This is a genomic window from Staphylococcus caprae (assembly GCF_003966625.1).
In the GTDB taxonomy this organism is placed as follows: domain Bacteria; phylum Bacillota; class Bacilli; order Staphylococcales; family Staphylococcaceae; genus Staphylococcus; species Staphylococcus caprae.
In genome coordinates this window covers 1,020,323-1,047,284 of the sequence record NZ_AP018587.1, presented here as the reverse complement: position 1 = coordinate 1,047,284, position 26,962 = coordinate 1,020,323, and the positions used below count along the sequence as shown (strand labels likewise).

Sequence of the window (26,962 nt, the reverse complement as noted above, 5' to 3'; positions counted from 1 at the left end):
TTTATATAAAATCATATATGGTCATGTTTCGATAACTCGATTGTTCTAAATTGCCGACAGTTACGCCGATAAGACGAATCGGAACATCAGGATCTTTTAACTCATTATAAAGTGAATAAGCAATGTTATAAATATCTGTTTCAGATTGAACAGAATCTCTTAAACTTGTTTGTTTTGAGAGTGTTTCATATTGAAATGTTTTAATTTTAACAGTTACAGTTTTACCAGATTTCTGCAATTTATTGAGTCTTTCTGCTGTCTTTCCAGATAGCTCCCAGACCTTTCTCAAGATTTCATCATCATCATTCACATCAGTTGAAAATGTACGCTCGGTACCCACTGATTTCCGTACGCGTGTCGCTTTAACTTCATTATTGTCAATGCCCCGCGCTTTGTTATATAGACCTCGTCCCCTTTTCCCAAATAAGCGAATGAGTTCAAATTCATCTTTATTATATAAATCTTGTCCTGTAAAGATTCCATTATCATGCATCACTTTCTTTGAAGCCTTACCCACGCCAGGAAAATCTCCAATATCTAAATGCATTAGAATCTCATGCACATTCTGATAATCAATCACCGTCATGCCATTAGGCTTATTCATCCCACTTGCTAATTTAGCTAAAAATTTATTATATGAAACCCCAGCAGATGCTGTAAGTTGCGTTTGTTCATATATATCACGTCGAATATAATTAGCAATTCTTGAAGCTGGCATATCGGGTCTAACTAGATGCGTAATATCTAAGTAAGCTTCATCAAGTGACATGGGTTCTACAATTTCTGTATAGCTGCGGAATATTTCCATAATTTGTTGAGAAGCTTCTCTATAAGCACCGAAGCGACTTGTGACATAGTATCCATTAGGACAAAGTTTGTGAGCTTGAGACATTGGCATTGCGGAATGTACACCGTATTTTCTTGCTTCATAAGATGCTGTCGATACGACACCACGATTACTTGCTTTACCTCCAACGATGACGGGTTTGCCTTTTAATTTGGGATTATCTCGCATTTCAACTTGTGCGAAAAAATAATCCATATCAATATGAATAATCCTTCTTTCTGCCATTGTCTCACCCCACTTTCCACGATTCTCAAAATAGCTTTATATTATTATACGCTTTAAATAGATATTTTACATGTATTGTGCACACTTTAAATACCATAACCCAACTTTAATTAAAAAATAAGTTAAAGCCAAACCTTATATTCTTAACAAATGAAGTATGGATGGCAAGACTCCTGAGGGAACAGAACAAACTGAAGACTACAGGCTGAAGTTGTCCCTAGGAAAGCGCGGCCATCCAATACGAAGTAATTATATAAAACGAATATTTCTATATTTCGTATTTTAACTATGATTATCATTCCATTATTTTCGAAAACTAAAAACCACTTATCCGCTTCAATGGATAAGTGGCCTATTGATTATTCGTGATTGGCTTGGGTTGGTTTATTTTGATATAAATATAAACCTTCATCATATTTTTGAATATATTTAAATTTACTTGTAAGAGCAAGTGCGACTAAAAATACATCAATCATGCAGTAACTAGTATGTATACTAAACATAAAGATTAATGAAGAATAGGAATAGAGTTGTATCAAAGTGAGTAATGCTACACTGATAATTACAAGTGGTGCTAATAGAATCGTTGTAAATTGCCATCTATTAAAACAAGTATTAGAGAATTGTACGATAATAGTACTTTTCTTATATTTCAATATAGGCTTTTCACCTTTTGAAAACACGATAAATAATACACGATGAATCAATTCGTGAACAATCAATAGAACAATAAATCCAATAAAGCCATATAGCAGATTCATTACTAAATTTTGTTCAATCACGTGCGTGACTTTATATGCCCATTTATAAGTGAATAGTACGACAAATAATCCTAAAACAATTTGCAATAAAATAAATCGCTGAAGTTGAAATTTATTTTCTGATAAATCTATTTTATGCACAACCAACCCTCCAATACTCTATTTTTCAACCATAGTATACAACTTTTATTTAGGTTAAAAAAGACTCTTTTCAAGAAAGTAAGTTGCTTGTAATATAACCTTAACATTCAATATACATTTGCAATTAATTGCATTCTATTTATATAATCTTTTACATTCGCTCAAACAATGCCACGGTCTCAATATGTGTGGTTTGCGGGAACATATCTACTGGCGTTATTTCAACTAAATGATAATGACTCGCTAACATTTGTGCATCTCTTTGTTGAGTAGATGGATTACAAGATATATACACGATACGTTTAGGGTTCAATTTGAGTAATGTTTTGATAAACGTCTCATCGCAACCTTTTCTTGGTGGATCAACCATGACAACGTCTGGTTTAATTCCTTGTGCTTTCCATTCTAGAATAATATCTTCTGCTTTCCCACATTCAAAAGTCGTATTATTTAATTGGTTTTTAGTCGCATTCTCTTCTGCGTCTTTAATTGCAGAAGGTACGACTTCGACGCCATATACATGTTTCGCTTGTGGTGCCATGTATAAACCAATTGTACCAATGCCACAATACGTATCTAATACAATTTCTTCGCCAGTTAACTGCGCGTAATCGATTGCTTTTTGATAGAGCTTTTCAGTTTGGGCAGAATTAATTTGATAGAATGATTGGTCTGAGATATTGAACGTCACTTCACTCAATTGGTCGACAATTTTCTCTTTACCATACAATGTCACAGAATGACGGCCCATAATGACATTTGAATGACTGTCATTGATATTTTGTTTGATACTCGTAATATTAGGAAAGGCATTTTTAAGCTTTTCAACAAGCATTTCAGAATGCTTAAATTTCTTACCATTTGTTACAAATATAACCATCATTTCATTAGTATGGTGCCCAGTTCTCACAACGAGATGTCTGATTAATCCTGTTTTAGATTGTTCATCATAGATACTAATATTCAGTTCATTAAGCCATTGTTTAACATGATTCATCACTTCTTGGTGTTGTTCATCTTGAATTAAGCAATGATCCATATCGATAATGTCATGACTTCTTTGACGATAGAATCCCATGATCACTTGCCCATCTTTATTCTTGCCTACAGGTATTTGAGATTTATTACGATATCTCCACGGTTGTTCCATACCTACCGTGGGATTTATTGGCGTATCTTTGAAAGGTCCCTTTCTATGAAAAAGGTTGACGACTTGTTCTTTCTTCATATCAAGTTGTGCCTGATATGTCATATGTTGCAGCTGACAACCTCCACATTTGTAATAATACATACACGGTGGAGTTATTCTATCTTTGCTTTCCTTTTTAACTTCAAGTAACTTCCCTATCGCAAAGTTCTTTTTAACTTTAATGAGTTTAAATTCGATCTCTTCATCTATTAATGCGTTCGGTACAAATACTGGATAACGATCAATTTTCACTACACCATGCCCTTCGTGTGTTAAATCGACAACGTTCCCAATTCTCACATCGTTCTTTTTTAATGTTTCCAAAACGTTTCCCCCACATGCAAAAAGGTTAGGACAGCAAATTCTGGGTCTCCTAACCTTTTGATTTATATTCTCATTGCTCGGTCGTTGTTTGTTGCTTTTCAGAAGTAATATCTGGCGTCGTACCATTATCTAATAATTCCTCATTGAAAACGTCTTTCGGTGTGAAGACTTCAATATGACGCTCTAGATTTAAGAAATTGGCAGGTAGTTTACCACCATATTCTCCATCGACATTAAGTTGCATCTCTGTATAGGATGAGATATTAATTGATTTAGCCTTTTCATAGATTACTTTCGGATGTTTCGTATGTTCTCCTCTTGAAGCTAATGTCATGATATGTCCTAACTCTGCTAAGTTGGCCTTTTCCACAATAATTAAAGTAAAATGACCATCGTCTAATTTCGCATCGGGTACTAACTTTTCAAAGCCAGCCATAGAATTTGTTAAACCAAGAAGGAAGAGTAATGCCTCGCCTTGGAATACTTTATCATCATATTCAATACGAATATCAACTGCCTTCATTTGTGGCAACATTTCAAATCCTTTAATGTAGTATGCGAATGGGCCTACAATAGACTTCAGTTTACTTGGCGTCTCATACGATACTTGAGTTAATCGACCGCCAGCCGCAAGATTAATAAAGTAACGATTATTCATCTTACCAATGTCTACTTTAGTTGTATGACCATCAATGATGACATCAACTGCACCCATAATGTCGTTAGGCAAGTGTAGTGCACGTCCAAAGTCATTGACTGTACCCATTGGTATAATTCCTAATTTAGGACGATTAGGTTGTTCAGCAATCCCATTGACGACTTCATTTAACGTTCCATCGCCACCTGCAGCAATAAGTAAATCATAATGACTACTTAACGCTCTTTCTGCTTCAATTGTAGCGTCTCCAGCCTTTTCCGTTGCATATGCGCTAGTCTCGTAACCAGCTTTCTCCAATTTAATTAATACATCTGGTAATACGCGTTTAAATAGTTCTTTCCCTGATGTCGGATTATATATAATTCTTGCACGTTTTCTCATTGTTAATCCCTCGACTTCATATACTCATACATTATATTAAATGATTTAAACATCAGTTGAAAGTATTTATTACTAATTCTCTTAACTAATCTGCTTTGCCAAGTCTTTTTAATTGGAAAATGATTTCTTTTTTCAATTTTTGTATTATATTATGATGATTTTTTAGAAATAACTTAATCTCTACTTTTCAAAAAATAAAGCTTCTACCACATGTTTTTAAACATACAGTAGAAGCTTTAAAGTAAGTATATGATTGATTAACGTTTATCTAGTTCTTGTTTTAATAAGCCATTTACTTTTTGAGGATTTGCTTGGCCTTTTGAAGCTTTCATAATTTGTCCAACTAAGAAGCCCATCGCTTTCCCTTTACCATTTTTATAATCTTCAACAGATTGAGGGTTATTATCTAAAGCTTCATTAACAAATTTTAATAATGTCGCTTCGTCAGAGATTTGAACTAAACCTTTGTCTTCCATGATTTGTTTAGCATCTCCACCATTTTCAGCAAGTTCTGGGAAGACTTTCTTAGCAATTTTACTACTCATCGTACCGTCTTCAATTAATTTAATCATGCCGGCAAGGTTTTCAGGAGTTAACTGAGTATCTTGTAATTCAACTTGATTTTTATTTAAATACTCGTTTACGCCACCCATTAACCAGTTAGAAGTTAATTTAACGTCGGCACCATGTTGGATCGCACCTTCGAAGAAATCTGACATTTCTTTCGTAAGTGTTAATACATGTGCGTCATACTCAGGTAATCCTAAATCATTTACATATTTAGCTTTACGTTCATCCGGTAGTTCTGGGATTGTTTGACGAACACGTTCTTTCCATTCTTCATCAACGTATAAAGGTACAATGTCTGGTTCTGGGAAGTAACGGTAATCATCAGAACCTTCTTTTACACGCATTAAAATTGTTTTACCAGTAGATTCATCGAAACGACGTGTTTCTTGACCGATTTCTCCACCATTTAACAATTCTTCTTCTTGTCGTTTTTCCTCATATTCTAAACCTTTTCTTACATAGTTAAATGAGTTAAGGTTTTTCAATTCTGTTTTTGTACCAAATTCTTTTTGACCATAAGGACGTAATGAAATGTTGGCATCACAACGAAGTGAACCTTCTTCCATTTTACAATCTGATACACCTGTATATTGGATAATTGAACGTAATTTTTCTAAATAAGCATACGCTTCTTGAGGAGAACGAATGTCTGGCTCAGAAACAATTTCAATTAACGGCGTACCTTGACGGTTTAAGTCAACTAATGAATAACCATCTTTATGTGTTGATTTACCAGCATCTTCTTCCATATGAAGACGAGTGATACCGATACGTTTAGTTTCTCCGTCTACTTCGATATCGATATAACCATTTTCACCAATCGGTTGATCAAATTGTGAAATTTGATATGCCTTAGGATTATCTGGGTAGAAATAGTTTTTACGATCAAATTTAGAATTCGTAGCGATATCCATATTTAATGCCATTGAAGCTCTCATAGCCCAATCTACTGCGCGTCTATTTACGACTGGTAATACACCTGGATATGCTAAGTCGATAACATTTGTGTTTGAGTTAGGTTCAGCTCCAAAATGCGCTGGTGATGGAGAGAACATTTTTGAGTCTGTTTTTAACTCAACATGAACTTCAAGTCCTATAACTGTTTCAAAATGCATGATTTCCACTCCTTATAAATTTTCGTATGCGTCATGTAAGTTGTATTGTGTTTCATATTGATAAGCTACACGATATAACGTCTTTTCATCGAATGGTTTACCAATGAATTGTAAACCAATTGGTCGTCCGTTAGATTGTCCGCAAGGAACAGAAATACCAGGTAAACCAGCTAAGTTAACTGGTGTAGTTAATAAGTCGTTAGCGTACATTGTTAATGGATCATCAATTTCTTCGCCGATATTAAATGCAGTTGTTGGTGTAGTTGGTCCTACAACAACATCATATTCTTCAAATACTTTATCAAAGTCATTTTTAATTAATGTTCTTACTTTTTGAGACTTTTTATAGAATGCATCATAATAACCAGAGCTTAATGCGAAGGTACCAAGGAAAATACGACGTTTAACTTCGTCACCAAATCCTTCTGATCTAGACATTTTATATAATTCTTCTAATGATTGCGCCTCTTTTGAGTGGTAACCGTAACGAATACCATCGAAACGAGCCAAGTTTGCTGATGCTTCAGATGAAGCAATCACGTAGTATGAAGGAATGCCATATTTAGTATTTGGTAGTGAAACTTGTTCTACTTCAGCACCTAAAGATCTTAAAGTTTCAATTGCATTTTTAACAGCGTCTTTAACCTCTTCACTTATACCCTCACTTACATATTCTTTAGGGAAAGCAATTTTAAGCCCTTTAATATCTTTACCGATATCAGAAGTGAAATCTACATCTTCTACAGGAGCACTCGTTGAATCATTTGCATCTACACCTGAAATCGTTTCAAGTACAAGTGCGTTATCTTTTACATTACGAGTGATAGGTCCGATTTGGTCTAATGAAGATGCGAATGCTACAAGACCAAAACGTGACACACGACCATAAGTAGGTTTCATACCTACAACACCACAATAAGCTGCTGGTTGTCTAATAGAACCACCAGTATCAGAACCTAAACTGAATGGCACTAAGCTAGCTGCAACCGCTGCTGCAGAACCACCAGAAGAACCACCTGGTACTGCTGTATGGTCAAATGGGTTTAATGTCTTTTTGAAGTAAGATGTTTCTGTTGAACCACCCATCGCAAATTCATCCATGTTTAATTTACCAATTAATACAGCATTTTCATCGTATAATTTATTCATTACTGTTGATTCATAAATAGGTACGAAACCTTCTAACATTTTACTTGCGCAAGTTGTTTCAACATCTTTTGTAATAATATTGTCTTTGATACCCATTGGGATACCAAATAATTTACCTTCCATTTGGTCTTTCGCTTGTAATTCATCTAATTCTTCTGCTTTTTTAATAGCATTATCTTTATCTAATGCTAAGAAAGATTTAATCGTAGGATCAGTTTCTTCGATAGCTGCGTAAATATCTTTAACCACATCAGAAGGTTTAATTTCTTTGTTCTTAATCATTTCTGTTAATTTCTCAACAGATTCATAACGAATACTCATCTTAAGCGTCCTCCTCATTCATGATGGATGGCACTTTAAATTGCCCATCTTCTGTTTCTTTTGCATTTTTCAATGCTAATTCTTGAGGAATGCCCTCGATTGCTTTGTCGTCACGTAGCACGTTTTGTAAATCTAATACGTGATAAGTTGGCTCAACACCTTCAGTATCAGCACTGTCATTTTGTTTTGCAAAATCTAAAATACTTTCTAAAGTGTTAGCCATTTCTTCTGTTTCTTCAGAAGTAATTTGAAGTCTAGCTAAATTAGCAATGTGTTCAACTTCTTCACGTGTAACTTTAGTCATTAAATAATAGCCTCCTTAATACTCATTCATCACCAAATTGTATCAAATTTCGCAATAAAAATCTAAGTATTTCTGATTATCATGCATAAAATCAATGCTTGATATATCAGCATTTATACTCATTATTATATTAAGTTACATATTTATATATTTTGGATTTTCTTATAGTGACTCAATTCAGTTAATAATTAAATAATGTGATATATATACAGTTATATTCATTTTCAAGAATTCTAACATTTAAATAGAAAGCGCTTACTTAATTGTTACAACAGTTTATATTTGCATTATAATTAAAATTTTACTTTTCTGAACATTTAGTTATATTGTATAATATTACATGTAACTAAATTAAAACTACATAAAGGGAGTGTTTACGATGCTGACATTAGGTTCCACACTTAGTAATCAAGTCGACGCAAACTGGCAAACCTATATAATGATTGCCGTTTATTTTATTATTTTGCTAATTATCGGCTTCTATGGTTATAAGCAAGCTACAGGTAACTTAAGTGAATTTATGCTAGGAGGACGTAATATTGGTCCTTATATTACAGCTTTATCAGCAGGTGCTTCAGATATGAGTGGTTGGATGATTATGGGGCTTCCAGGTTCTGTCTATAGCACTGGTCTTTCAGCTATATGGATTACGATTGGCTTAACATTAGGCGCATATATTAACTATTTCGTTGTAGCACCAAGGTTACGTGTATACACAGAAATTGCTGGAGATGCCATCACTTTACCTGACTTCTTTAAGAACAGATTAGACGATAAACAGAATATTATTAAGATTATCTCTGGATTGATTATTGTGATCTTTTTTACGTTATATACGCACTCAGGATTTGTTTCAGGTGGGAAATTATTCGAAAGTGCATTTGGTCTTAACTATCACTTTGGATTAATTTTAGTTGCAGTGATAGTCATTTTTTACACTTTCTTCGGAGGATATTTAGCCGTATCTATCACAGACTTCTTTCAAGGTGTGATTATGCTTATTGCAATGGTGATGGTTCCTGTCGTTGCTTTAATGAAATTAAACGGATGGGATACGTTTAGTGAAGTTGCACAGATGAAACCAACCAACTTAGATTTATTTAGAGGTACAACTGTATTAGGGATTATCTCATTATTCTCTTGGGGATTAGGATATTTCGGTCAACCACATATTATCGTACGCTTTATGTCTATTAAATCACACCGATTACTTCCTAAAGCAAGACGATTAGGTATTAGTTGGATGGCAATTGGTTTGTTAGGTGCAGTAGGCGTAGGTTTAACTGGTATTGCTTTTATTTCTGAAAAGCATATCAAAATGGAAGACCCAGAGACATTATTTATCATTATGAGTCAAATTCTCTTCCACCCTCTTGTAGGTGGATTCTTATTGGCAGCCATTTTAGCAGCTATTATGAGTACCATTTCTTCTCAATTACTCGTTACTTCTAGTTCTTTAACAGAAGATTTTTACAAATTGATTCGTGGCGAAGATAAAGCTTCAACGCATCAGAAAGAATTCGTCATGATTGGACGACTTTCAGTATTACTTGTAGCAATTGTTGCTATCGCTATTGCTTGGCAACCTAATGATACAATTTTAAACCTTGTAGGTAATGCTTGGGCAGGTTTTGGTGCAGCCTTTAGCCCGCTTGTACTCTATTCACTTTATTGGAAGGGGCTTACACGCGCTGGTGCTATTAGCGGTATGATTGCTGGTGCTTTAGTCGTAATTATTTGGATAGCATGGATTAAACCTCTTGCATCAATCAATGAAATTTTTGGTATGTATGAAATTATACCTGGTTTTATCATTAGTGTATTAGTGACTTATATTGTAAGTAAACTCACTAAGAAACCTGGTGCTTTCGTTGAGAATGATTTAAATAAAGTAAAACAAATTGTAAAAGAATAACTATTACCTAATATTCATATATATAAAGGCGTCTTCAACTAGATTGTTAATTTTAGTCGAAGACGCCTTTTCATGTATTAATTATGATAGATGTGAACTTGAGGTTCTTTATCATCTTTGGATTTACTTATAAGCGCACGAGGTGTATTACCATCTTTGATACGTATTTCATATTCATCAATGTTATCAAAATATTTTTCAGCTTGTTCAGTGACATATTGTGTAATACCAATTGTTTCCGCTTGACCATAATAGTCAATTGGTAAGTCTACTGTTAATTGTTTCGCTTTTTTATTTACAAATTTAACCTTTCCTACTGCTTGTGTAAAGTTAGAGAAGTACGATTGTAGGTTATCGTTAAATTGTTTGAAATTATTATTCAGTGTTTCATTATAATCTTCTGCTGTTGAGGATGGAAGTAAAGCAGATTTCTCTTTTATCGTATCCCATCCATTGATTTTTGTTTGACCATCGTCTGCAGTCGCTCCAGCAATGAATTCTCCTGGTGAAATAGAGTCTTGTCCAGACTGCTTATAAATTGCAAAATGAATTGGGATATCTTTTAAATCACTATTTTCACGTAATCGAGATAATATTTCACTTGCCATTTGTTTACCTTGTTTCTCTATGTCTTTATCATTTAGATTTTTACTATAAGTCTCGCCATCTTTTTCTTTTTGATAATAATAAACACTATTCATAGCTAAACCAATTGTCATACCTTTAATGTTTTTACCTTTTGAATCACTATTACCGTAAAAATCTTGTTCTAAAATATTTGATAGATAAGCTGGTGAGTTGTCGGCAATTTTTTCCTGATTCGTTTCACCATTATGAGAAGGATTAAGTCCTAAGTTTTCATTAGCTTTTTTACTTTTCTTCTCTTTTTCGCTCATTTTATCAATTTCTTTTTTCGTATATTTCGGATCTAAATAAGCATTAATTGTTTTCTTATCTAAATACTGTCCATCTTGATAAAGGTATTTATTTGTAGGAAAGACTTCTTTACTTAACTCTAATAAGCCACTTTCAAAGTCTTCACCGTTATAGCTATTGGCCATATTATCTTGCAGTAAACCTCTAGCCTGACTTTCCTTAAAAGGTAAAATCGTTCTGTAATTATCACCTTGAACATTTTTGTCAGTTGCAATTTGTTTAACTTGGTTTGAATTTTTACTATCTTTACTCTCACTTTGATCTTTGTTTGATTGATTATCTTTTTGTCCATTATTACAAGCAGCTAATAAAAATATTGTCGAAATGAGTAATATAAGTGTTCGCTTCATCGACGTACTCCTCTAATTATTTAATTCTTTTTGTTTGTTAGCAAATTCTTCCTCTGTCCAGATTTCTGTTCCAAACTTCTCAGCTTTGGTTAATTTAGAACCCGCATCGGCACCTGCAATGACGATATCCGTGCTCTTAGTTACACTGTTTGTTACTTTAGCGCCTTGCATTTCTAGCCATTGTGATGCTTCACTTCTAGTCATTTGTTCTAATTTTCCTGTTAGTACAATTGTTTTACCGCTAAATTCTGGATGTCCTTCAATATCTGTTGTTTTAATTCCTTTATAACTCATATTAACATTTTTGTCTTTTAATTTTTGAATTAAAGCACGAATATCTTCATTTTCAAGATACGTAACAACAGATTGTGCAAGTTTATCGCCAATATCATGAATTTCAACCAATTCAGCTTCAGTGACTTCTAATAAGCGATCCATCGTTTCATACTTCTCAGCTAATACTTGGCTCGCTTTCACACCGAGATGTCTAATTCCTAGCCCAAATAGTAAATGTTCGAATGAATTATCTTTAGCCTTTTCAATTGCAGCTAATAAATTCTCGACTTTTTTAGTTCCCATACGTTCTAATGGAAGTAAATCCTCTTCTTGAAGGTAAAATATATCAGCAACATCTTTGATAAGCTCATTTTCATATAATTGTTGAATGATTTTTGTACCTAAACCATCGATGTTCATCGCTTGTCTTGAAACAAAATGAATCAGACCTTCAATGAGCTGTGCTTGGCATTTAGGGTTAATACAACGTAACGCGACTTCGCCTTCAATGCGAACTAACTCGTGACCGCAACTTGGACAATGTGTCGGCATATGGTACGTTTCTGCATCGTCTGGACGTCTATCTAGAATACTTTTAACTACTTCAGGTATGATGTCACCTGCTTTTTTAACGACGACGCTATCACCAATACGTATATCTCGTTCATGTATCAAATCTTCGTTGTGTAAAGACGCTCTTGAAACTGTCGTACCAGCTACTCTGACTGGTTCCAATATAGCTGTAGGCGTAACAACACCTGTGCGTCCAATACTTAATTCAATATCTAATAATTTAGTAACCACCTCTTCAGCTGGGAATTTATACGCAATCGCCCATCTTGGTGATTTCTGTGTGTAACCCATTTCTTCTTGTTGATCTAAATCATTGACTTTAATTACAATCCCATCAATATCGTAAGAAAGTGATTCTCTTTTATCGGTCCATTTCTCAATGTATTTAAGAACGCCTTCAATATCTGAAACACGTTCTCTCTCCTGATTCGTTTTAAATCCTAGTTGATCAAGTTCGTTCAATGCACCACTTTGGGTCGTAGCATTAAAATCGGTAAAGTCATTTACACTATATAAGAACACACTTAGTTTTCTTTTCGCTGCCAATTTAGAGTCGAGTTGTCTCAGAGAACCTGCTGCTGCATTTCTAGGGTTTGCAAAAGGTTGTTCACCATTCTCTTCTTTCTGCTTATTCAAATTCATAAATGAACGTCGCGGCATATAAGCCTCACCACGTACTTCAAAATTGAGTGGTTCTTTTATTTTTAATGGAATCGCATGTATGGTTCTTAAATTTTCAGTAATGTCTTCACCTGTCGTACCATCACCACGCGTTAGTCCTTGAACAAATTTACCGTCTTGATATTTAAGTGAAACAGCTAAACCATCAATCTTAAGTTCACACATATATTCGACGTTACCAATATTTTCCCTAATACGTTGGTCGAACTTTCTTAAATCTTCCTCATTAAAAGCATTGCCTAAACTTAGCATAGGTGTATCGTGATTTACCTTTTCAAACGAGGACTGAGCTTCTCCACCTACTCTAACAGTAGGTGAATCTGCAGTTTTATACTCAGGATGTTCTGTTTCAATCTCTATAAGTTCATGTAATAGTTTATCGTATTCACTGTCTGGTACAGACGGATTATCCTGTACATAATATTCATAACTATACTGATTTAATAAGTCATGTAATTCATTAACGCGACGTTGTAAATCTTCCATCCCCCATTAATCCTCCTTCTTCTCTATTGGCGCAAATTGTGCAAGTAGACGTTTAGGTCCTTCAGATTTAAAGATAATATCTAACTCTACTGAACCATTTTTCTCATTGACGTTACTCACCATACCTTCGCCCCATGCTTTATGTGTAACCTTATCTCCAACTTTCCAATCAGAAGAAGAAACTTGTTTCTTAGGTGACGTTGTGCGTTTACTAAATCCACGTTTCTGTTGTGGTTTAGCCTGTGAAATGGTTTGACGTTTCGTTCCAGTATGACTTTCAAGTAAGTCTTCAGGAATTTCCCTTAAGAATCGTGAAGGCATATTTGATTGAGAACGTCCGAACAACATTCTTGTCGTAGCATTCGTAATGTATAGAAGTTCTTCTGCACGCGTAATTGCTACATAACAAATTCGACGTTCCTCTTCCATCTCGTGATCATCATCACTTTTGATTGCACGAATATGAGGAAACAGTGATTCTTCCATACCCATAATGAAGACAATTGGGAATTCTAAACCTTTAGCTGAGTGCATTGTCATGAGCGTTACACCGCTTTGCGTATCCGCTTCATCTATATCGGCAACCAATGATAAATCAGTTAAAAAGTTAATTAATGATTGTTCTTCTAAAGGTGTATTTTCTTCGTAATCTTTTGGTACTGACATAAATTCATCTAAGTTTTCTAGGCGACTACGAGATTCTAGTGTTTGTTCTCTCTCAAGCATGTCACGATATCCAGATTTTTGTAATACTTCATCTACAATGTCACTTATTTCAAGAAACTCTTGTTCTTTAATTAAATTAGTGATGGTTTCATAAAAATTGATACATTCTTGAGTGACCTTTTTAGATAATCCAATAAAATCAACCTCACCAAGTGCATCAAACATACTAATTTGATTTTGAACAGCATAGGTTTGAATTTTTTCCACTGAAGAAGGTCCGATACCTCTTTTCGGCACATTAATAATTCGTTGTAAACTAATGTCATCATTGCTATTAGCAATTACTCGTAAATAGCTTAGCAAGTCTTTAATCTCTTTACGATCATAGAACTTTTGGCCACCAACCATCGTATATGGGATGTTCGATTTCATGAATGTTTCTTCTAACACACGTGATTGTGCATTTGTTCTATAAAGAATAGCCATATCACTATATTTCTTACCATTACGTTGATGCTTCATAATTTCCCTAACAACGTATTCCGCTTCATCGCGTTCAGTCATTGCTTCATAGTATTGAATTTTATCTCCGCCGGTATTGGCAGTCCATAAACCTTTTGGCTTACGTTCTGAGTTATTTTTAATGACTTCATTTGCAGCATTGAGAATATTTTTAGTTGAACGATAATTTTGTTCTAGGAAAATGGTTTTCGCTTCTGGATAATCTTCCTCGAAGGATAAAATATTTTGAATATCAGCGCCACGCCAACCATATATCGATTGGTCAGAATCCCCTACGACACATAAATTTTTAAATTTACTAGCAAGTAATTTCACTAAAGTATATTGCGCTTTGTTTGTATCTTGATATTCGTCTACGTGAATGTATTGGAATTTATTTTGATAATATTCTAGAGCATCAGGCACACGTTCAAATAAATTGATAGTAGTCATAATTAAATCGTCAAAGTCTAATGCTTCGTTACGAGACAGTTGTCTTTGGTACCCTTTATAAACTGTCGCTACCATTTGTGAATGAAAATCATTTGCCTCTTTTTGAGCATCTTCAGGTGTTTTTAATTCATTTTTTAAATTACTAATTGCGCCAATAAACATTCTAGGTTCAAAGCGCTTGCTATCAATATTTTCATTTTTCAAAACATCTTTAATGACAGATTTTTGGTCAGTAGGATCAATAATCGTGAAATTTCTTTCTATGCCAATTCTATCCGCATCTCTTCTCAATATTCTTACGCACATGGAGTGAAACGTTGACATCCAAATAACTTGGGCTTCTTCACCAACAAGTTGTTCAACACGTTGTTTCATCTCTTTAGCAGCTTTATTAGTAAAAGTAATCGCTAAAATATTGTAAGGAGAGACATCTTTTTCATCTAATAAATAAGCAATGCGATGTGTTAATACACGTGTTTTTCCTGATCCCGCACCTGCCATTATTAGTAGTGGCCCTTCAGTCGTTCTTACGGCTTCACTTTGTTCGGTATTCATATTCTTGACTAGCGAATTCATTAATTAGACTCCTTTATTTTTACTGTTTTTAGCGCTTTTTTAATATCTGTATATATGATATTTCCTACGATAATCGTATCGGCAATATCAGCCATCTCTTGTGCTTGTCCTAAACTTGTGATGCCTCCACCGTAGAAAAGTTGTGTTTCTGTAAGCATGTTAGATACGGCTTTGACTTTATCAATATCACCGTACTCCCCACTATATTCTATGTACATTACTGGGAAATGAAAGAGTTCATTAGCCATTTGCGCATATGCCTCAACATCTTCCATATCAAGTGCCGTATTGGCATTGGTACTTTGAGCTACTTTACTATTTGAATTTAATACTAAATATCCTTCAAATATTACTTCTTCAAAGTTGATCACATGTCCATATTGTTTCAGTGCCTCTAGCAAAATACCGTTGTGAAATCTCGTATCGTTGCTATTCATCACTGTCGGTATAAAGTAAAAGTCAAACCCGGGCATGACACTTTCAACATTTGAGACTTCTAATGCAAGTGGTAATGGATAACGTCTTACTCTACTCATTAAATGGATGACATTGTCTTCAGTTACATTATCAGTACCACCAATTATAATTGCATCTGTATTAGACATACATATTGCCTCTAAATCATCATCAGAAATTGACTTAGCAGGATCTAATTTAAATATATGTTGCCATTTTTTTATGTCATACATTTTTCGTAACTCCTTTAATTAACATACCCTAAATTATAGCATTTTTAAGTACTAAGTTCTAAAGAGTAAATATGAAAATAATACATTATTTAAGTAATAACTTTATTTACTCTAGTGCGTGTTTAATTTTGAATTTGTTGAGAATTGAATCAATCATTTTCCTTTTAAACTAATCATCATTGCGAACTTTTATTTTCAAATATAAAAGGCTTCGAAAAATGATTAAACACTTTTCAAAGCCTTAGGTCATATTATTTTATAAAAATTAAAACATTAAAACGAGTCAGCGTCAGACTGTAAATCAATTTTAAATCAACATTGTCTTATGACTGTGTTTCGATATTAAGTCTATCTAAAATCATAGTGTACGCATCGTTACCCCATTGTAATGATCGTTTCACTCTAGAAATTGTTGCAGTTGATGCTCCAGATTCGTCTTCAATTGTTGCATACGTATAACCTTGTTTAATCATTTTAGCAACTTGAAGCCTCTGAGATAATGACTGTATTTCATTGACAGTGCATAAATCATCGAAAAACTGATAACATTCTTCTCTATTTTCTAGCGCTAGGATCGCATCAAATAATTCATCTAATGCTTGACCACGTAATTTTTCAATTTGCATCTCGAACAACCCCTATACACGTTTTCTTTCATCATTTTAACGTACTAATTAGTTAAAGTGTAGTAGTTTCAATGAAAAAAGTATAGGAATTTAACCGCTTTTCTAACATGATATTTAAGATTTTTATTCTAAACCTGCACGTTCAAATATTGTGTCGACTTGATTAAGGTGATGTTCTGGATTGAAACATTCGTCTAATTCTTCTGCTGTTAAAACATTAGTAATTGTTTCGTCTTGTTCAATCAATTCTCTGAATGGCGTCTTAGTTTCCCATGATTCCATTGCTTTAGGTTGAACCTTATCATACGCCTCTTCACGAACCATGCCTTTATTAATTAGCGCTAATAATACACGTTGTGAGAAGATTAAACCAAATGTTTTATCAATATTATTTCGCATATTATCTTCAAAGACCGTTAAGCGATCTACAATATTAGTAAAACGATTCAATGCATAATCAAGCGCTATGGTTACATCTGGTAACATAATACGTTCAGCTGAAGAATGAGAAATATCGCGTTCATGCCATAAAGGAACATTTTCATAAGCAGTAGTAATATAGCCACGAATAACGCGAGATATTCCAGTAATATTCTCAGAACCAATTGGATTACGTTTATGCGGCATTGCAGATGAACCTTTTTGACCTTTAGCAAATGCTTCTTCTACTTCACGTGTTTCAGTTTTTTGTAGATTACGAATTTCTACTGCAAACTTTTCTAAAGAAGTAGCGATTAACGCTAGCGTCGCAATATAATATGCATGGCGATCTCTTTGCAATGTTTGAGTTGATACAGGAGCAGTATCAATACCTAGATGTTTACAAACATATGCTTCAATTTCTGGAGGAATATTCGCAAATGTACCAACTGCGCCACTCATTTTACCTACTTCAATTTCTTTACGTACTTCCTTGAAACGTTTAAGGTTACGTTTCATTTCTGTGTACCATAATGCCATTTTCACACCAAATGTAGTTGGTTCAGCGTGAACACCATGTGTACGTCCCATCATAAGCGTATATTTATAATTCTTAGCTTTTTCTGCTAATACATCAATAAATCTTTCTAAGTCTTTTTCAATGATTTCATTCGCTTGTTTAACTACGAAGCTTAATGCAGTATCTACCACATCAGTTGATGTAAGACCATAGTGGACCCATTTTCTTTCTTCACCTAATGTTTCAGAAACTTGTCTTGTAAATGCAACGACGTCATGACGTGTTTCTAATTCAATTTCTTTTGCACGTGCTACATCAACTTTTGCATTTTCACGAATTTTTTGGACATCTTCTTTAGGAATATAACCTAATTCGCTCCATGCTTCACATGCTAATATTTCTACCTCTAACCAAGCTTCATAGCGATTTTGATCCGTCCAAATATTAGACATTTCTTCTCTTGAATAGCGTTCAATCATTCTTTATAAACTCCAATCGTATGTATTATTGTAGAATTAAAACCTGTACATTAAATTATTTTTTAATCTAAAAGTTCGTGTTTAAGCTTTCGTCTTTAGTTTAACAGAACTGTTTCAAAATGTATAAATCTTTTTTCTTTATATGCCTATTTTATTGTAATTACCTTAGAAACTCAATTAACTATAAGAAAGAGTAGGATAGAAATTCTACTTTAGTATCATTTCGATATCCTACTCTTTGTACATATTTATATATGAAATTTTATAACTTGTTACTTGATTGGTTTACCTACAAAAATAATTTCTTGTCTAAGGACTTCAATACTTCCGTCCTTATTCTCTTTATAGACTGGTTTCTCCATTCTACGCGTTGGCATAAATCCTTCATTTCGCATTCGATTTAAGCAGTCTGAAATGGTCTCATTATCTTCTACTTTAAATTTTTTGCTCATTTGACCTTGCACTTTCTTGTTCTTCGTATTCTACTACTACATCAAGGTGTTCTGGTTCATAAGCTTTAAGTTTGCGTCTACGTACACCTTTAACCCAGAATCCACCATGAATATTTCTAGGTTCATATGCAATAATAAACGCTTTAGGATCTAAATTTTTGATTGTATCCATAAGCTTAAGTTCGTATTTACGAGGGGTTAAGATTTGCATCACCATTCGACTGCCATCACGACCAAATGCTTCATAGTGTGTAACTCCATAACCAAGATTTCTCAATTCATTTGGTAAATCCAATTCATATTCTGAAGATGTTACATTGACAACGGTATAACCTAATGCCAATTTTTCTTCGATTTTCATACCGACGATGATTCCCACTGAAAATCCTAATGCATATGCGAAAATATTTTGAATTTGATCTAAACTAGACATAACTAAACCTAAACCAACCACATATACGAGAACTTCAAGGAAACTCACTGCAGCAGCAATATATCGATAACCTTTTAACGTTAGTATCGTTCTCATTGTTAAAAATGTGACATAACATACGTTGATTACAAATATAGCAAAGACCATTAACCATGGATTGTGAGCAATTGCTGACATATTATTCCTCTTTTCTTACAATTAAATCCAAATCATTTTATCAGTCATGCATCGATTTGTCACTTAAATTTTTACGTATTAATCATTATTAATTTTTAGGCCATGTATATCTTGTATAAGCAAGCTCACGTTTATGCGCATTTCTTACATAATGTTTTTCGATTGTTTCGCGTGCTTCAGCAGGTATTTCTTTACCTTCTAAGTAATCATCAATTTGATCATATGTCACACCAAGCGCTTCCTCATCAGGTAGTTGAGGTTTATCATCCTCTAAATCTGCTGTAGGCACTTTTTCATATAAATGTTTTGGTGCTTTCAAATATTCAAGTAACTGTTTACCTTGTCTTTTATCTAAACCGAAAATAGGCGCAATATCAGCTGCACCATCACCATATTTAGTATAGAAACCTGTAATATTTTCGGCAGAATGATCCGTTCCTACGACGATGCCGCTTTGATTTGAAGCAATAGAAAATTGAACTTTCATGCGCTCTCTTGCTTTTTCATTGCCTCTTTGGAAATCAGTAAGGACTATCCCCTCTTCTTTTAAAGATTGAACACTTTGATCTACAGCAGGTTTAATATTGACCGTAATGATTTCATCAGGCTCAATAAATTTAAGTGCATCTTCCACCTCGTCAGCATCTTTTTGAATACCATAAGGTAGTTTAACTGCGATGAATTTACATTCTCGACCTTCTTCTCGTAATTCATTCACCGCTAATTGCACTAACTTACCTGTTAACGTTGAATCTTGTCCTCCAGAAATACCGAGTACTAATGATTTAATAAATGAATGTGATTGAACATACGATTTTATAAAATGTTTGATTTCATTGATTTCTTTTTCGCTATCAATTTGTTTTTTTACTTTCATTTCTTTAACTACAATATCTTGTAACTTACTCATTTTCTTCCTCCATTTCCTTAACATGTTCAGCCACTTCAAAAATGCGTTTGTGTTTGTTTTCCCAACATTTTGCACTTAAATCAACAGGATATTCTTGTGGATTTAAATAACGTTTATTTTCATCCCAAAGTGTGTTTAAACCTTGCATTAAATAAGTTTGAGCTTCACGTTCGCTTGGAAGTTGGTATACAAGTTTGCCATTATCAAAAATCGTATGATGTAAATCTTTTGCTTCAAAAGACTTAATAAATTTCATTTTATAGGTATGAACAGGATGGAATAATTTAAGTGGTTTCTCAGCTGTAGGGTCTTCCCCGTCAAGTGTAATATAGTCACCTTCCGCCTTACCTGTTTTTTTGTTGATAATACGATAAACGTTCTTTTTACCTGGTGTTGTGACCTTTTCCGCATTATTAGATAACTTAATTCGATCACTAAACGTACCATCTTCTGTTTCAATAGCTGCCAATTTATAAACAGCTCCAAGAGCAGGTTGATCGAAACCAGTAATGAGTTTCGTTCCGACGCCCCATGCGTCAACCTTTGCGCCTTGCGCTTTTAAACTTGTGATTGTTTGTTCATCTAAATCGTTTGAAGCAATAATTTTCGCATCAGTAAAGCCTGCTTCATCTAGCATTCGTCTAGCTTCTTTAGATAAGTATGCAATATCACCTGAGTCTAATCTAATTCCTATAAAGTTGATTTTATCTCCCAACTCTTTCGCAACTTTAATAGCTGTAGGTACACCTGATTTAAGAGTATGGAAAGTATCGACTAAAAAGACGCAATTTTTATGTCGTTCTGCATATTTTTTAAAAGCTATATATTCATCACCATACGTTTGCACTAATGCATGCGCATGTGTTCCAGAAACTGGAATATCAAACAATTTACCTGCACGTACATTACTCGTTGAATCGAAACCACCAATAAAAGCTGCTCTTGCGCCCCATAATGCAGCGTCAACTTCTTGACCTCTTCTAGTACCGAATTCCATCAAAGTATCATTCATTGCAATTTGACGTATTCTACTTGCTTTGGTCGCAATTAACGTATGGAAATTAATGATATTAAGTAAAATCGTTTCTATTAGTTGCGCTTGAATCAAAGGCGCTTCAACTCTAATTAACGGTTCATTACCAAAGCATAATTCACCCTCTTGCATTGAGCGAATATTACCTGTGAACTTGAGTTCTCTCAAGTATTCTAAAAAGTCATCCTTGTAGCCTATTGTTTTCAAATACGCTATATCACTATCGGAAAATCCGAAGTTCTCTATAAAATCAATTACACGTTTTAACCCATTAAAAACCGCATACCCACTATTAAAAGGCATACTTCTAAAATATAAGTCAAAAATAGCAATTCTTTCGTGAATGCCATCATTCCAATAACTTTCTGCCATATTAATTTGATATAAGTCGTTCTGTAACATTAAGCTGTCGTCTTTAAATTGATACACACTTATCTCTCCAATCGACCGATTCATTTACAATTAGTTTATCATAATTCACATACTGTAGGTAAATGAGTTACTTGATTAATCTGAATCTTTTAATAGTTTAGATTTAATCATTTACAAAATCATTCTATACGACAAATTCATGACAATTGAATATTTTAACTGAGTATTTTTAAAACCTCGATTATAATACGTGTGAGGTGTTTTTAAATGTTATTAGATGAAGCTAGATCATTTATTCAAACTATGTATACCGAACTTAATTATGATTCAAGTAAAATAGCAGAGAGATTGAATGAAATTGAGAATGAAATCACACGTACAGGAAGTTATACGCATACTTATGAAGAGCTATCTTATGGAGCAAAACTAGCATGGAGAAATTCTAACCGTTGCATTGGGAGACTATTCTGGGACTCATTAAATGTAGAGGATGCGCGAGATATAGATAATGAAGAAAACTTTTTAGAAGCAATTTATCGTCATATCGATATCGCAACTAATGGTGGCAAAATCAAACCACTTATTACAATTTTCTCACCTCAAAATGCGCCCAAAATCTATAATAACCAATTAATTCGATATGCAGGTTACGATAACGCGGGAGATCCATCTGAAAAAGAAATCACACGTTTAGCTCAACATTTAGGTTGGAAAGGCGAAGGCACAAATTTCGATATTCTACCACTCATTTATCAAATATCTAATGGAAGTATTAAGTGGCATGAATTCCCAAATCACATCATTAAAGAGGTCCCAATTTGGCATGACCAATATCCAAAATTAGCAGAATTAGGCCTAAAATGGTATGCTGTCCCAATTATTTCAAATATGGACTTGAAAATTGGTGGGATTACCTATCCAACTGCACCTTTCAATGGATGGTACATGGTTACTGAAATAGGCGTACGTAATTTCACAGATAGTTATCGATATAATTTATTAGAAAAAGTTGCAGAAGCCTTTGATTTTGGTACACTTAAAAATAATTCATTTAATAGGGATCGAGCACTCGTAGAATTAAATTATGCAGTTTATCATTCTTTTAAATCTGAAGGCGTTTCAATCGTCGATCATCTCACCGCTTCAAAACAATTCGAAATGTTTGAGCGAAATGAACAAAAAAATGATAGACCCGTCACTGGCAAATGGTCTTGGTTAGCGCCACCATTGTCACCAACTTTAACATCAAATTATCATCATGGTTATGATAATACTATGCGTTCAACAAATTTCTTTTACAAAAAAGATGAACCTATGAAGTGCCCTTTTCATTAAGTTTTTAGAGGTGTCATCATGCGATTATATTACCTAGGTCCAAAGGGAACTTTTTCTTATTTAGCTTCACAAAAATTTATATCTGAAAATGAAATCGAATATTCAGCAAAAACGAATCTTCACGAGGTCATTAAAGCAGTGTCTAGTAACGATCAATCTGTAGGCATTGTGCCTATAGAAAATTCAATTGAAGGTACTATTAATATCGTGGCTGATTCATTAGCCCAACAACAAATTTATGCACATGGAGAAATTCACTTAGACATCAATTTTGCATTGTACGGTAATGGAACAGACAGTTTGAAGGACATAAAGAAGGTTTACTCGATTGCGCCAGCTATCAGCCAAACAACCAATTATATTCATCAGCATCACTTTTTATATGATTATACTGACAGCACGATTCAAAGTTTGGATAAGATTGATAAAGGTATAGGGGCGATTGCGCCGCTGGGTAGCGGAGAGACATATGGATATCAACCCATAGACAAACATATTCAAGATTACCCACATAATGTCACTCGCTTTTTAATAGTTAAAAATCATACACATTTCGACAAAAATGCGAATACAACGATGTTTTTAATTACACCACAATATGATAAACCAGGTTTACTGGCAAGTGTGTTAAATACCTTCGCACTATTTAACATTAATTTATCGTGGATTGAATCAAGACCATTAAAAACGCAACTAGGTATGTACCGTTTCTTCGTTCAAGCAGATACACCTGTCACACATGATATTAATAAAGTCATTACAATTTTAGAAACTTTAGATTTTAAAGTAAAACTAATAGGTTCTTTTAATAAAGAACAATAAATTTATAAGTGTTGGGAGTGGGACAGAAATATAATTTAGCAAAATTATTTTCGTTGTCCCTCTCCCAACTTGCATTGTTTGTAGAATTTCTTTTTAAGAAATTCTCTATGTTGGGGCCCCGCTGGCAAGGATGGCTAGGATTGAAAGAAGCTTGATATAAGCGCACTTTTAATTCAGACATCTACTGCCAATATGTTAAAGAAAGCTGAGACAATTAATTATGTCCCAGCTTCTTTATATTCTTCCTTTTTGTTCATTCTTCAAAAATATGCGTGCGTTTTATTCTATATTGATTTTTTCTATTTGAAGAAATGGTTCTTCTTGGTTTAACGTAAGATCTTTAATATCTTCTAAATGTAACGTTTGAGAGGCGTCATCAAAATAATTACCAGCAATAAATACTTGGTGATGTTTAACATTATTGTAATTTCTGATATGAATTGCGTCTCTTTCCATTTTTCCGATAAATATATTTCCGATGACGTTAAAGTTCTCACCTGCTTGCGTTTCCATCACTTGTCCTGTTACAGGATCAGCCGCATTTTTTCCATCTTTAACACCAAGGAAGCGTATTCCTCCATTACACATTCTAAATTCATTATTTATAATGAATGTATTTTTAGATTTTAAAGGTGTTAACGCAAATTCATTCAGTTGGTCAAATATGTTATTTCTAATATGAATATTATCGTAAAATCTGTCATATCTGCTCGCGTGTGAACCAATCGCTCGGTTCCATGCTTTCATTTTCGGGTTATCGGAGTCACCAAAATAACAATTCTCTATAACTACATTCTTAGTAATCGTTCCATCTGTTGTGCCAAATTTAGGAAATGCGCCTGGGACTTGAATGTCTAATTGCACCGCTTCAGAAAATGAACGGTCACCATCAATATCAAGAAATCCTTCAAATGAACAATTCGTAATATGTATTCCATTTAAGCCACATGCGTCTAGGGCGTGGCCACCTACAATATTTTTAAATGTCACTCCATTTAGTTGAATATCCTCTGCGTGTCCTATACTCATAGCAGTATTATTATATGGATAATCTCCCCCATTCATATCGAAGGTACCACCTTTAATATATATATGACTATTACCCGAATAACCATAATATAAAATATATGATTTTCCATTTTTTAGTAATGCATCTTTACCTACGCGCAAAAGTACCGCTTCATCATCAAGTAATAACGTCGTAGAATCATAAATGACTAGCGCTTTTCTAATATGGTAAGTGCCTTTAGGTATAAATACGGTATGTTCCCCGTGCTTTGCATAGTTTAACGCCTTCTGAATTGCTTTAGTATCCTTGTATTTACTTTCTCCTTTGAGTCCAAAATCTGCAGCATTAATTAACATAACAGTATCCTCCATTTTAATTGAAAATAAAGATTGTGCGGTTAAGGCGAACTCTATATACTAAAGTTAGATTTTATTAATGATATGTTATTTAATTTCAAAAATGAGTCAAACTGTCGATAAATTTTATCGCTCTTTGTCGAAATGCTCATCATTTTTTAATTTCATATCAAAAAGTCTTAGTTATATATAAATATACCAATCTAATACTTTTTAAACACATTTGAGAGAGGATGTTTTTATGAGTAAAAATGCATTAATTATAGTGGATTATTCTGTGGATTTTATTGCTGATAATGGGAAACTTACATGTGGGAAGCCAGGTCAAGAAATAGAGAACTTTATCGTTGATCGCATTCATTCATACATTGATCATCAAGATGAGGTCATCTTTACAATGGACTTACATTATGAGAATGATCAATATCATCCTGAAACACAATTATTCCCTCCTCATAATATTTACGGTACGGAAGGTCGTAATTTATATGGAAAAGTAGGCAGTTTATATCAAACAATTAAAGATAATACACACGTGCATTATTTAGATAAAACAAGGTATGATTCTTTTTATGGCACTTCATTAGATAGCTTGCTAAGAGAAAGAAATATTAAAAATGTAGAAATTGTTGGGGTATGTACAGATATTTGTGTACTTCATACCGCTATTTCAGCATATAATTTAGGTTATCATATTACGATACCTAGTAAAGGTGTCGCGTCTTTTAATCAAGAAGGACATACTTGGGCACTTTCGCATTTCAAAAACTCACTTGGTGCTAAGGTAGAAGATTAAACTTAAATCATGCTAAAATATGATTAAATATAAAAGAATAAGGAGATATTGAAAATGACAAAAACTTATATATTCGGGCATAAAAATCCAGATACTGACGCAATTTCTTCAGCAATTATTATGGCTGATTTTGAACAACAAACAGGAAACACTGAAGCTAAAGCATATCGTTTAGGCGAAGTCAGCGCTGAAACACAATATGCATTAGATTACTTCAAAGTAGATGCGCCAGAATTATTATCTGAAGACTTAAATAATGAAGAAGTTATTTTAGTAGACCATAACGAATTCCAACAAAGTGCAGATTCAATCAACGATGCTACAGTAAAACACGTGATTGATCATCACCGAATTGCTAACTTCGAAACAGCAGGTCCTCTTTATTACAGAGCAGAACCTGTTGGTTGTACTGCAACGATTTTATATAAAATGTACAAAGAACGTGGCTTTGAAATTAAACCTCACATTGCCGGCTTAATGATTTCAGCAATCATTTCAGATAGTTTATTATTCAAATCACCTACATGTACTCAAGAAGATGTAAATGCTGCTCAAGCATTAAAAGATATTGCAAATGTCGATTTAGATAGCTACGGTCTTGATATGTTAAAAGCAGGTGCTTCTACTACTGATAAATCTGCTGAAACTTTATTAGACATGGACGCTAAATCATTTACTATGGGTGACTATGTGACTCGTATTGCACAAGTAAATACTGTAGATATTGATGAAGTATTAAACCGCAAAGATGAGTTAGAAAAAGTAATGTTAGAAGTGAGTGCAAATGAAAAATATGATTTATTTGTACTTGTAGTTACTGATATTATTAATAGCGATTCTAAAATTTTAGTTGTGGGTGCTGAGAAAGATAAAGTCGGTCAAGCATTTGATGTACAATTAGATGATGGTATGGCATTCTTATCAGGTGTAGTATCTCGTAAAAAACAAGTCGTACCTCAAATTACTGAAGTATTATCTTAATTCCATCTAAATCTTTAATATAGTAGCTAGGACTTTCCTAGTATGTATGCTCCTAAATGAATTTTAAACAAATTTATTTAGGGGCACATTTTATATCCATACATAGTTCATATATTAAAAATTAACTTTTTCTTACTCTTTTTTAACTAAAGAA

At 33.8% G+C, this 26,962-nt stretch carries 23 protein-coding genes; 5 read left to right on the top strand and 18 right to left on the bottom strand.

The annotated features are described in order from the left end of the window. Position 1: 1 nt before the first annotated feature. From dinB to gatC, 7 genes are all read right to left on the bottom strand, one after another. Positions 2 to 1,072 carry a DNA polymerase IV gene (dinB, locus tag JMUB898_RS04960; RefSeq protein WP_002445457.1) on the bottom strand — a complete coding sequence of 357 codons (1,071 nt, stop codon included), beginning with the start codon at positions 1,070 to 1,072 and terminating at the stop codon, positions 2 to 4. A gap of 359 nt (positions 1,073 to 1,431) precedes the next feature. Continuing rightward, positions 1,432 to 1,974: a DUF3267 domain-containing protein gene (locus JMUB898_RS04955; protein ID WP_002445455.1), complete on the bottom strand. Its 543-nt coding sequence runs from the start codon at positions 1,972 to 1,974 to the stop codon at positions 1,432 to 1,434. Between the two features lie 151 nt (positions 1,975 to 2,125). Next, positions 2,126 to 3,487, bottom strand: coding sequence for a 23S rRNA (uracil(1939)-C(5))-methyltransferase RlmD (rlmD, locus tag JMUB898_RS04950; protein ID WP_002445453.1), 1,362 nt, complete (start codon positions 3,485 to 3,487; stop codon positions 2,126 to 2,128). A 70-nt stretch (positions 3,488 to 3,557) separates the two neighbouring features. Beyond that, the gene (locus JMUB898_RS04945) at positions 3,558 to 4,526 is read right to left on the bottom strand and encodes a diacylglycerol kinase (protein WP_002445451.1); all 969 of its coding nucleotides are present in this window, start codon (positions 4,524 to 4,526) and stop codon (positions 3,558 to 3,560) included. A 257-nt stretch (positions 4,527 to 4,783) separates the two neighbouring features. Further along, entirely contained in the window at positions 4,784 to 6,211 is a 1,428-nt protein-coding gene (gene gatB, locus JMUB898_RS04940) for an Asp-tRNA(Asn)/Glu-tRNA(Gln) amidotransferase subunit GatB (protein WP_002445449.1), read from the bottom strand. 12 nt (positions 6,212 to 6,223) lie between these two features. After that, positions 6,224 to 7,681: an Asp-tRNA(Asn)/Glu-tRNA(Gln) amidotransferase subunit GatA gene (gene gatA, locus JMUB898_RS04935; protein ID WP_126501939.1), complete on the bottom strand. Its 1,458-nt coding sequence runs from the start codon at positions 7,679 to 7,681 to the stop codon at positions 6,224 to 6,226. A gap of 1 nt (position 7,682) precedes the next feature. After that, positions 7,683 to 7,985: an Asp-tRNA(Asn)/Glu-tRNA(Gln) amidotransferase subunit GatC gene (gene gatC / locus JMUB898_RS04930; protein WP_002445445.1), complete on the bottom strand. Its 303-nt coding sequence runs from the start codon at positions 7,983 to 7,985 to the stop codon at positions 7,683 to 7,685. A gap of 379 nt (positions 7,986 to 8,364) precedes the next feature. Here gatC and putP point away from each other — a divergent pair, with 379 nt between their 5' ends. Then, positions 8,365 to 9,900 (top strand): sodium/proline symporter PutP, encoded by a 1,536-nt coding sequence (gene putP / locus JMUB898_RS04925; RefSeq protein WP_044466839.1) that lies wholly within the window; start codon positions 8,365 to 8,367, stop codon positions 9,898 to 9,900. 77 nt (positions 9,901 to 9,977) lie between these two features. Here the strand turns inward: putP and JMUB898_RS04920 are convergent, their stop codons facing one another. The 10 genes from JMUB898_RS04920 to JMUB898_RS04875 all read right to left on the bottom strand — a co-directional run bounded on the left by JMUB898_RS04920 (position 9,978) and on the right by JMUB898_RS04875 (position 21,566). Continuing rightward, a complete protein-coding gene (locus JMUB898_RS04920; protein ID WP_002445442.1) occupies positions 9,978 to 11,186 on the bottom strand; it encodes a CamS family sex pheromone protein in 1,209 nt (402 codons plus the stop codon). Positions 11,187 to 11,198: 12 nt separating this feature from the next. Further along, on the bottom strand, positions 11,199 to 13,202 hold the full coding sequence (gene ligA, locus JMUB898_RS04915; protein WP_126501938.1) for an NAD-dependent DNA ligase LigA: 2,004 nt from the start codon (positions 13,200 to 13,202) through the stop codon (positions 11,199 to 11,201). 6 nt (positions 13,203 to 13,208) lie between these two features. After that, positions 13,209 to 15,398 carry a DNA helicase PcrA gene (gene pcrA / locus JMUB898_RS04910; protein WP_002445440.1) on the bottom strand — a complete coding sequence of 730 codons (2,190 nt, stop codon included), beginning with the start codon at positions 15,396 to 15,398 and terminating at the stop codon, positions 13,209 to 13,211. Further along, complete coding sequence (gene pcrB, locus JMUB898_RS04905) at positions 15,398 to 16,087, bottom strand: heptaprenylglyceryl phosphate synthase (RefSeq protein ID WP_002445438.1); 690 nt, start codon at positions 16,085 to 16,087, stop codon at positions 15,398 to 15,400. Before pcrB ends, pcrA begins: the two co-directional genes overlap by 1 nt. Before the next feature lie 323 nt (positions 16,088 to 16,410). Then, positions 16,411 to 16,713: a YerC/YecD family TrpR-related protein gene (locus JMUB898_RS04900; protein WP_002445436.1), complete on the bottom strand. Its 303-nt coding sequence runs from the start codon at positions 16,711 to 16,713 to the stop codon at positions 16,411 to 16,413. Between the two features lie 123 nt (positions 16,714 to 16,836). After that, a complete protein-coding gene (gene purB, locus JMUB898_RS04895; RefSeq protein WP_002445433.1) occupies positions 16,837 to 18,132 on the bottom strand; it encodes an adenylosuccinate lyase in 1,296 nt (431 codons plus the stop codon). Between the two features lie 272 nt (positions 18,133 to 18,404). After that, entirely contained in the window at positions 18,405 to 18,584 is a 180-nt protein-coding gene (locus JMUB898_RS04890) for an NETI motif-containing protein (RefSeq protein ID WP_002445431.1), read from the bottom strand. Then, the gene (locus tag JMUB898_RS04885) at positions 18,568 to 19,194 is read right to left on the bottom strand and encodes a DUF2179 domain-containing protein (RefSeq protein WP_002445428.1); all 627 of its coding nucleotides are present in this window, start codon (positions 19,192 to 19,194) and stop codon (positions 18,568 to 18,570) included. Before JMUB898_RS04885 ends, JMUB898_RS04890 begins: the two co-directional genes overlap by 17 nt. Before the next feature lie 88 nt (positions 19,195 to 19,282). Then, the gene (nadE, locus tag JMUB898_RS04880; RefSeq protein ID WP_037541846.1) at positions 19,283 to 20,104 is read right to left on the bottom strand and encodes an ammonia-dependent NAD(+) synthetase; all 822 of its coding nucleotides are present in this window, start codon (positions 20,102 to 20,104) and stop codon (positions 19,283 to 19,285) included. Further along, on the bottom strand, positions 20,097 to 21,566 hold the full coding sequence (locus JMUB898_RS04875) for a nicotinate phosphoribosyltransferase (protein ID WP_037541845.1): 1,470 nt from the start codon (positions 21,564 to 21,566) through the stop codon (positions 20,097 to 20,099). The genes nadE and JMUB898_RS04875 overlap by 8 nt, the downstream gene beginning before the upstream one ends. A gap of 210 nt (positions 21,567 to 21,776) precedes the next feature. On the opposite strand from JMUB898_RS04875, the gene JMUB898_RS04870 reads away from it, so the two are divergent. Beyond that, positions 21,777 to 22,844 carry a nitric oxide synthase oxygenase gene (locus JMUB898_RS04870; RefSeq protein WP_002445422.1) on the top strand — a complete coding sequence of 356 codons (1,068 nt, stop codon included), beginning with the start codon at positions 21,777 to 21,779 and terminating at the stop codon, positions 22,842 to 22,844. Positions 22,845 to 22,862: 18 nt separating this feature from the next. Next, entirely contained in the window at positions 22,863 to 23,666 is an 804-nt protein-coding gene (locus tag JMUB898_RS04865; protein WP_002445420.1) for a prephenate dehydratase, read from the top strand. Between the two features lie 279 nt (positions 23,667 to 23,945). On the opposite strand, the gene JMUB898_RS04860 is transcribed toward JMUB898_RS04865, so the two are convergent. Continuing rightward, positions 23,946 to 25,031 (bottom strand): glycosyl hydrolase family 28-related protein, encoded by a 1,086-nt coding sequence (locus JMUB898_RS04860; RefSeq protein WP_037541844.1) that lies wholly within the window; start codon positions 25,029 to 25,031, stop codon positions 23,946 to 23,948. 241 nt (positions 25,032 to 25,272) lie between these two features. On the opposite strand from JMUB898_RS04860, the gene JMUB898_RS04855 reads away from it, so the two are divergent. Both JMUB898_RS04855 and JMUB898_RS04850 read left to right on the top strand, forming a co-directional pair. Then, entirely contained in the window at positions 25,273 to 25,827 is a 555-nt protein-coding gene (locus tag JMUB898_RS04855; protein ID WP_002445416.1) for a cysteine hydrolase family protein, read from the top strand. A gap of 54 nt (positions 25,828 to 25,881) precedes the next feature. After that, the gene (locus tag JMUB898_RS04850) at positions 25,882 to 26,808 is read left to right on the top strand and encodes a manganese-dependent inorganic pyrophosphatase (protein ID WP_002445415.1); all 927 of its coding nucleotides are present in this window, start codon (positions 25,882 to 25,884) and stop codon (positions 26,806 to 26,808) included. Positions 26,809 to 26,962 lie beyond the last annotated feature (154 nt).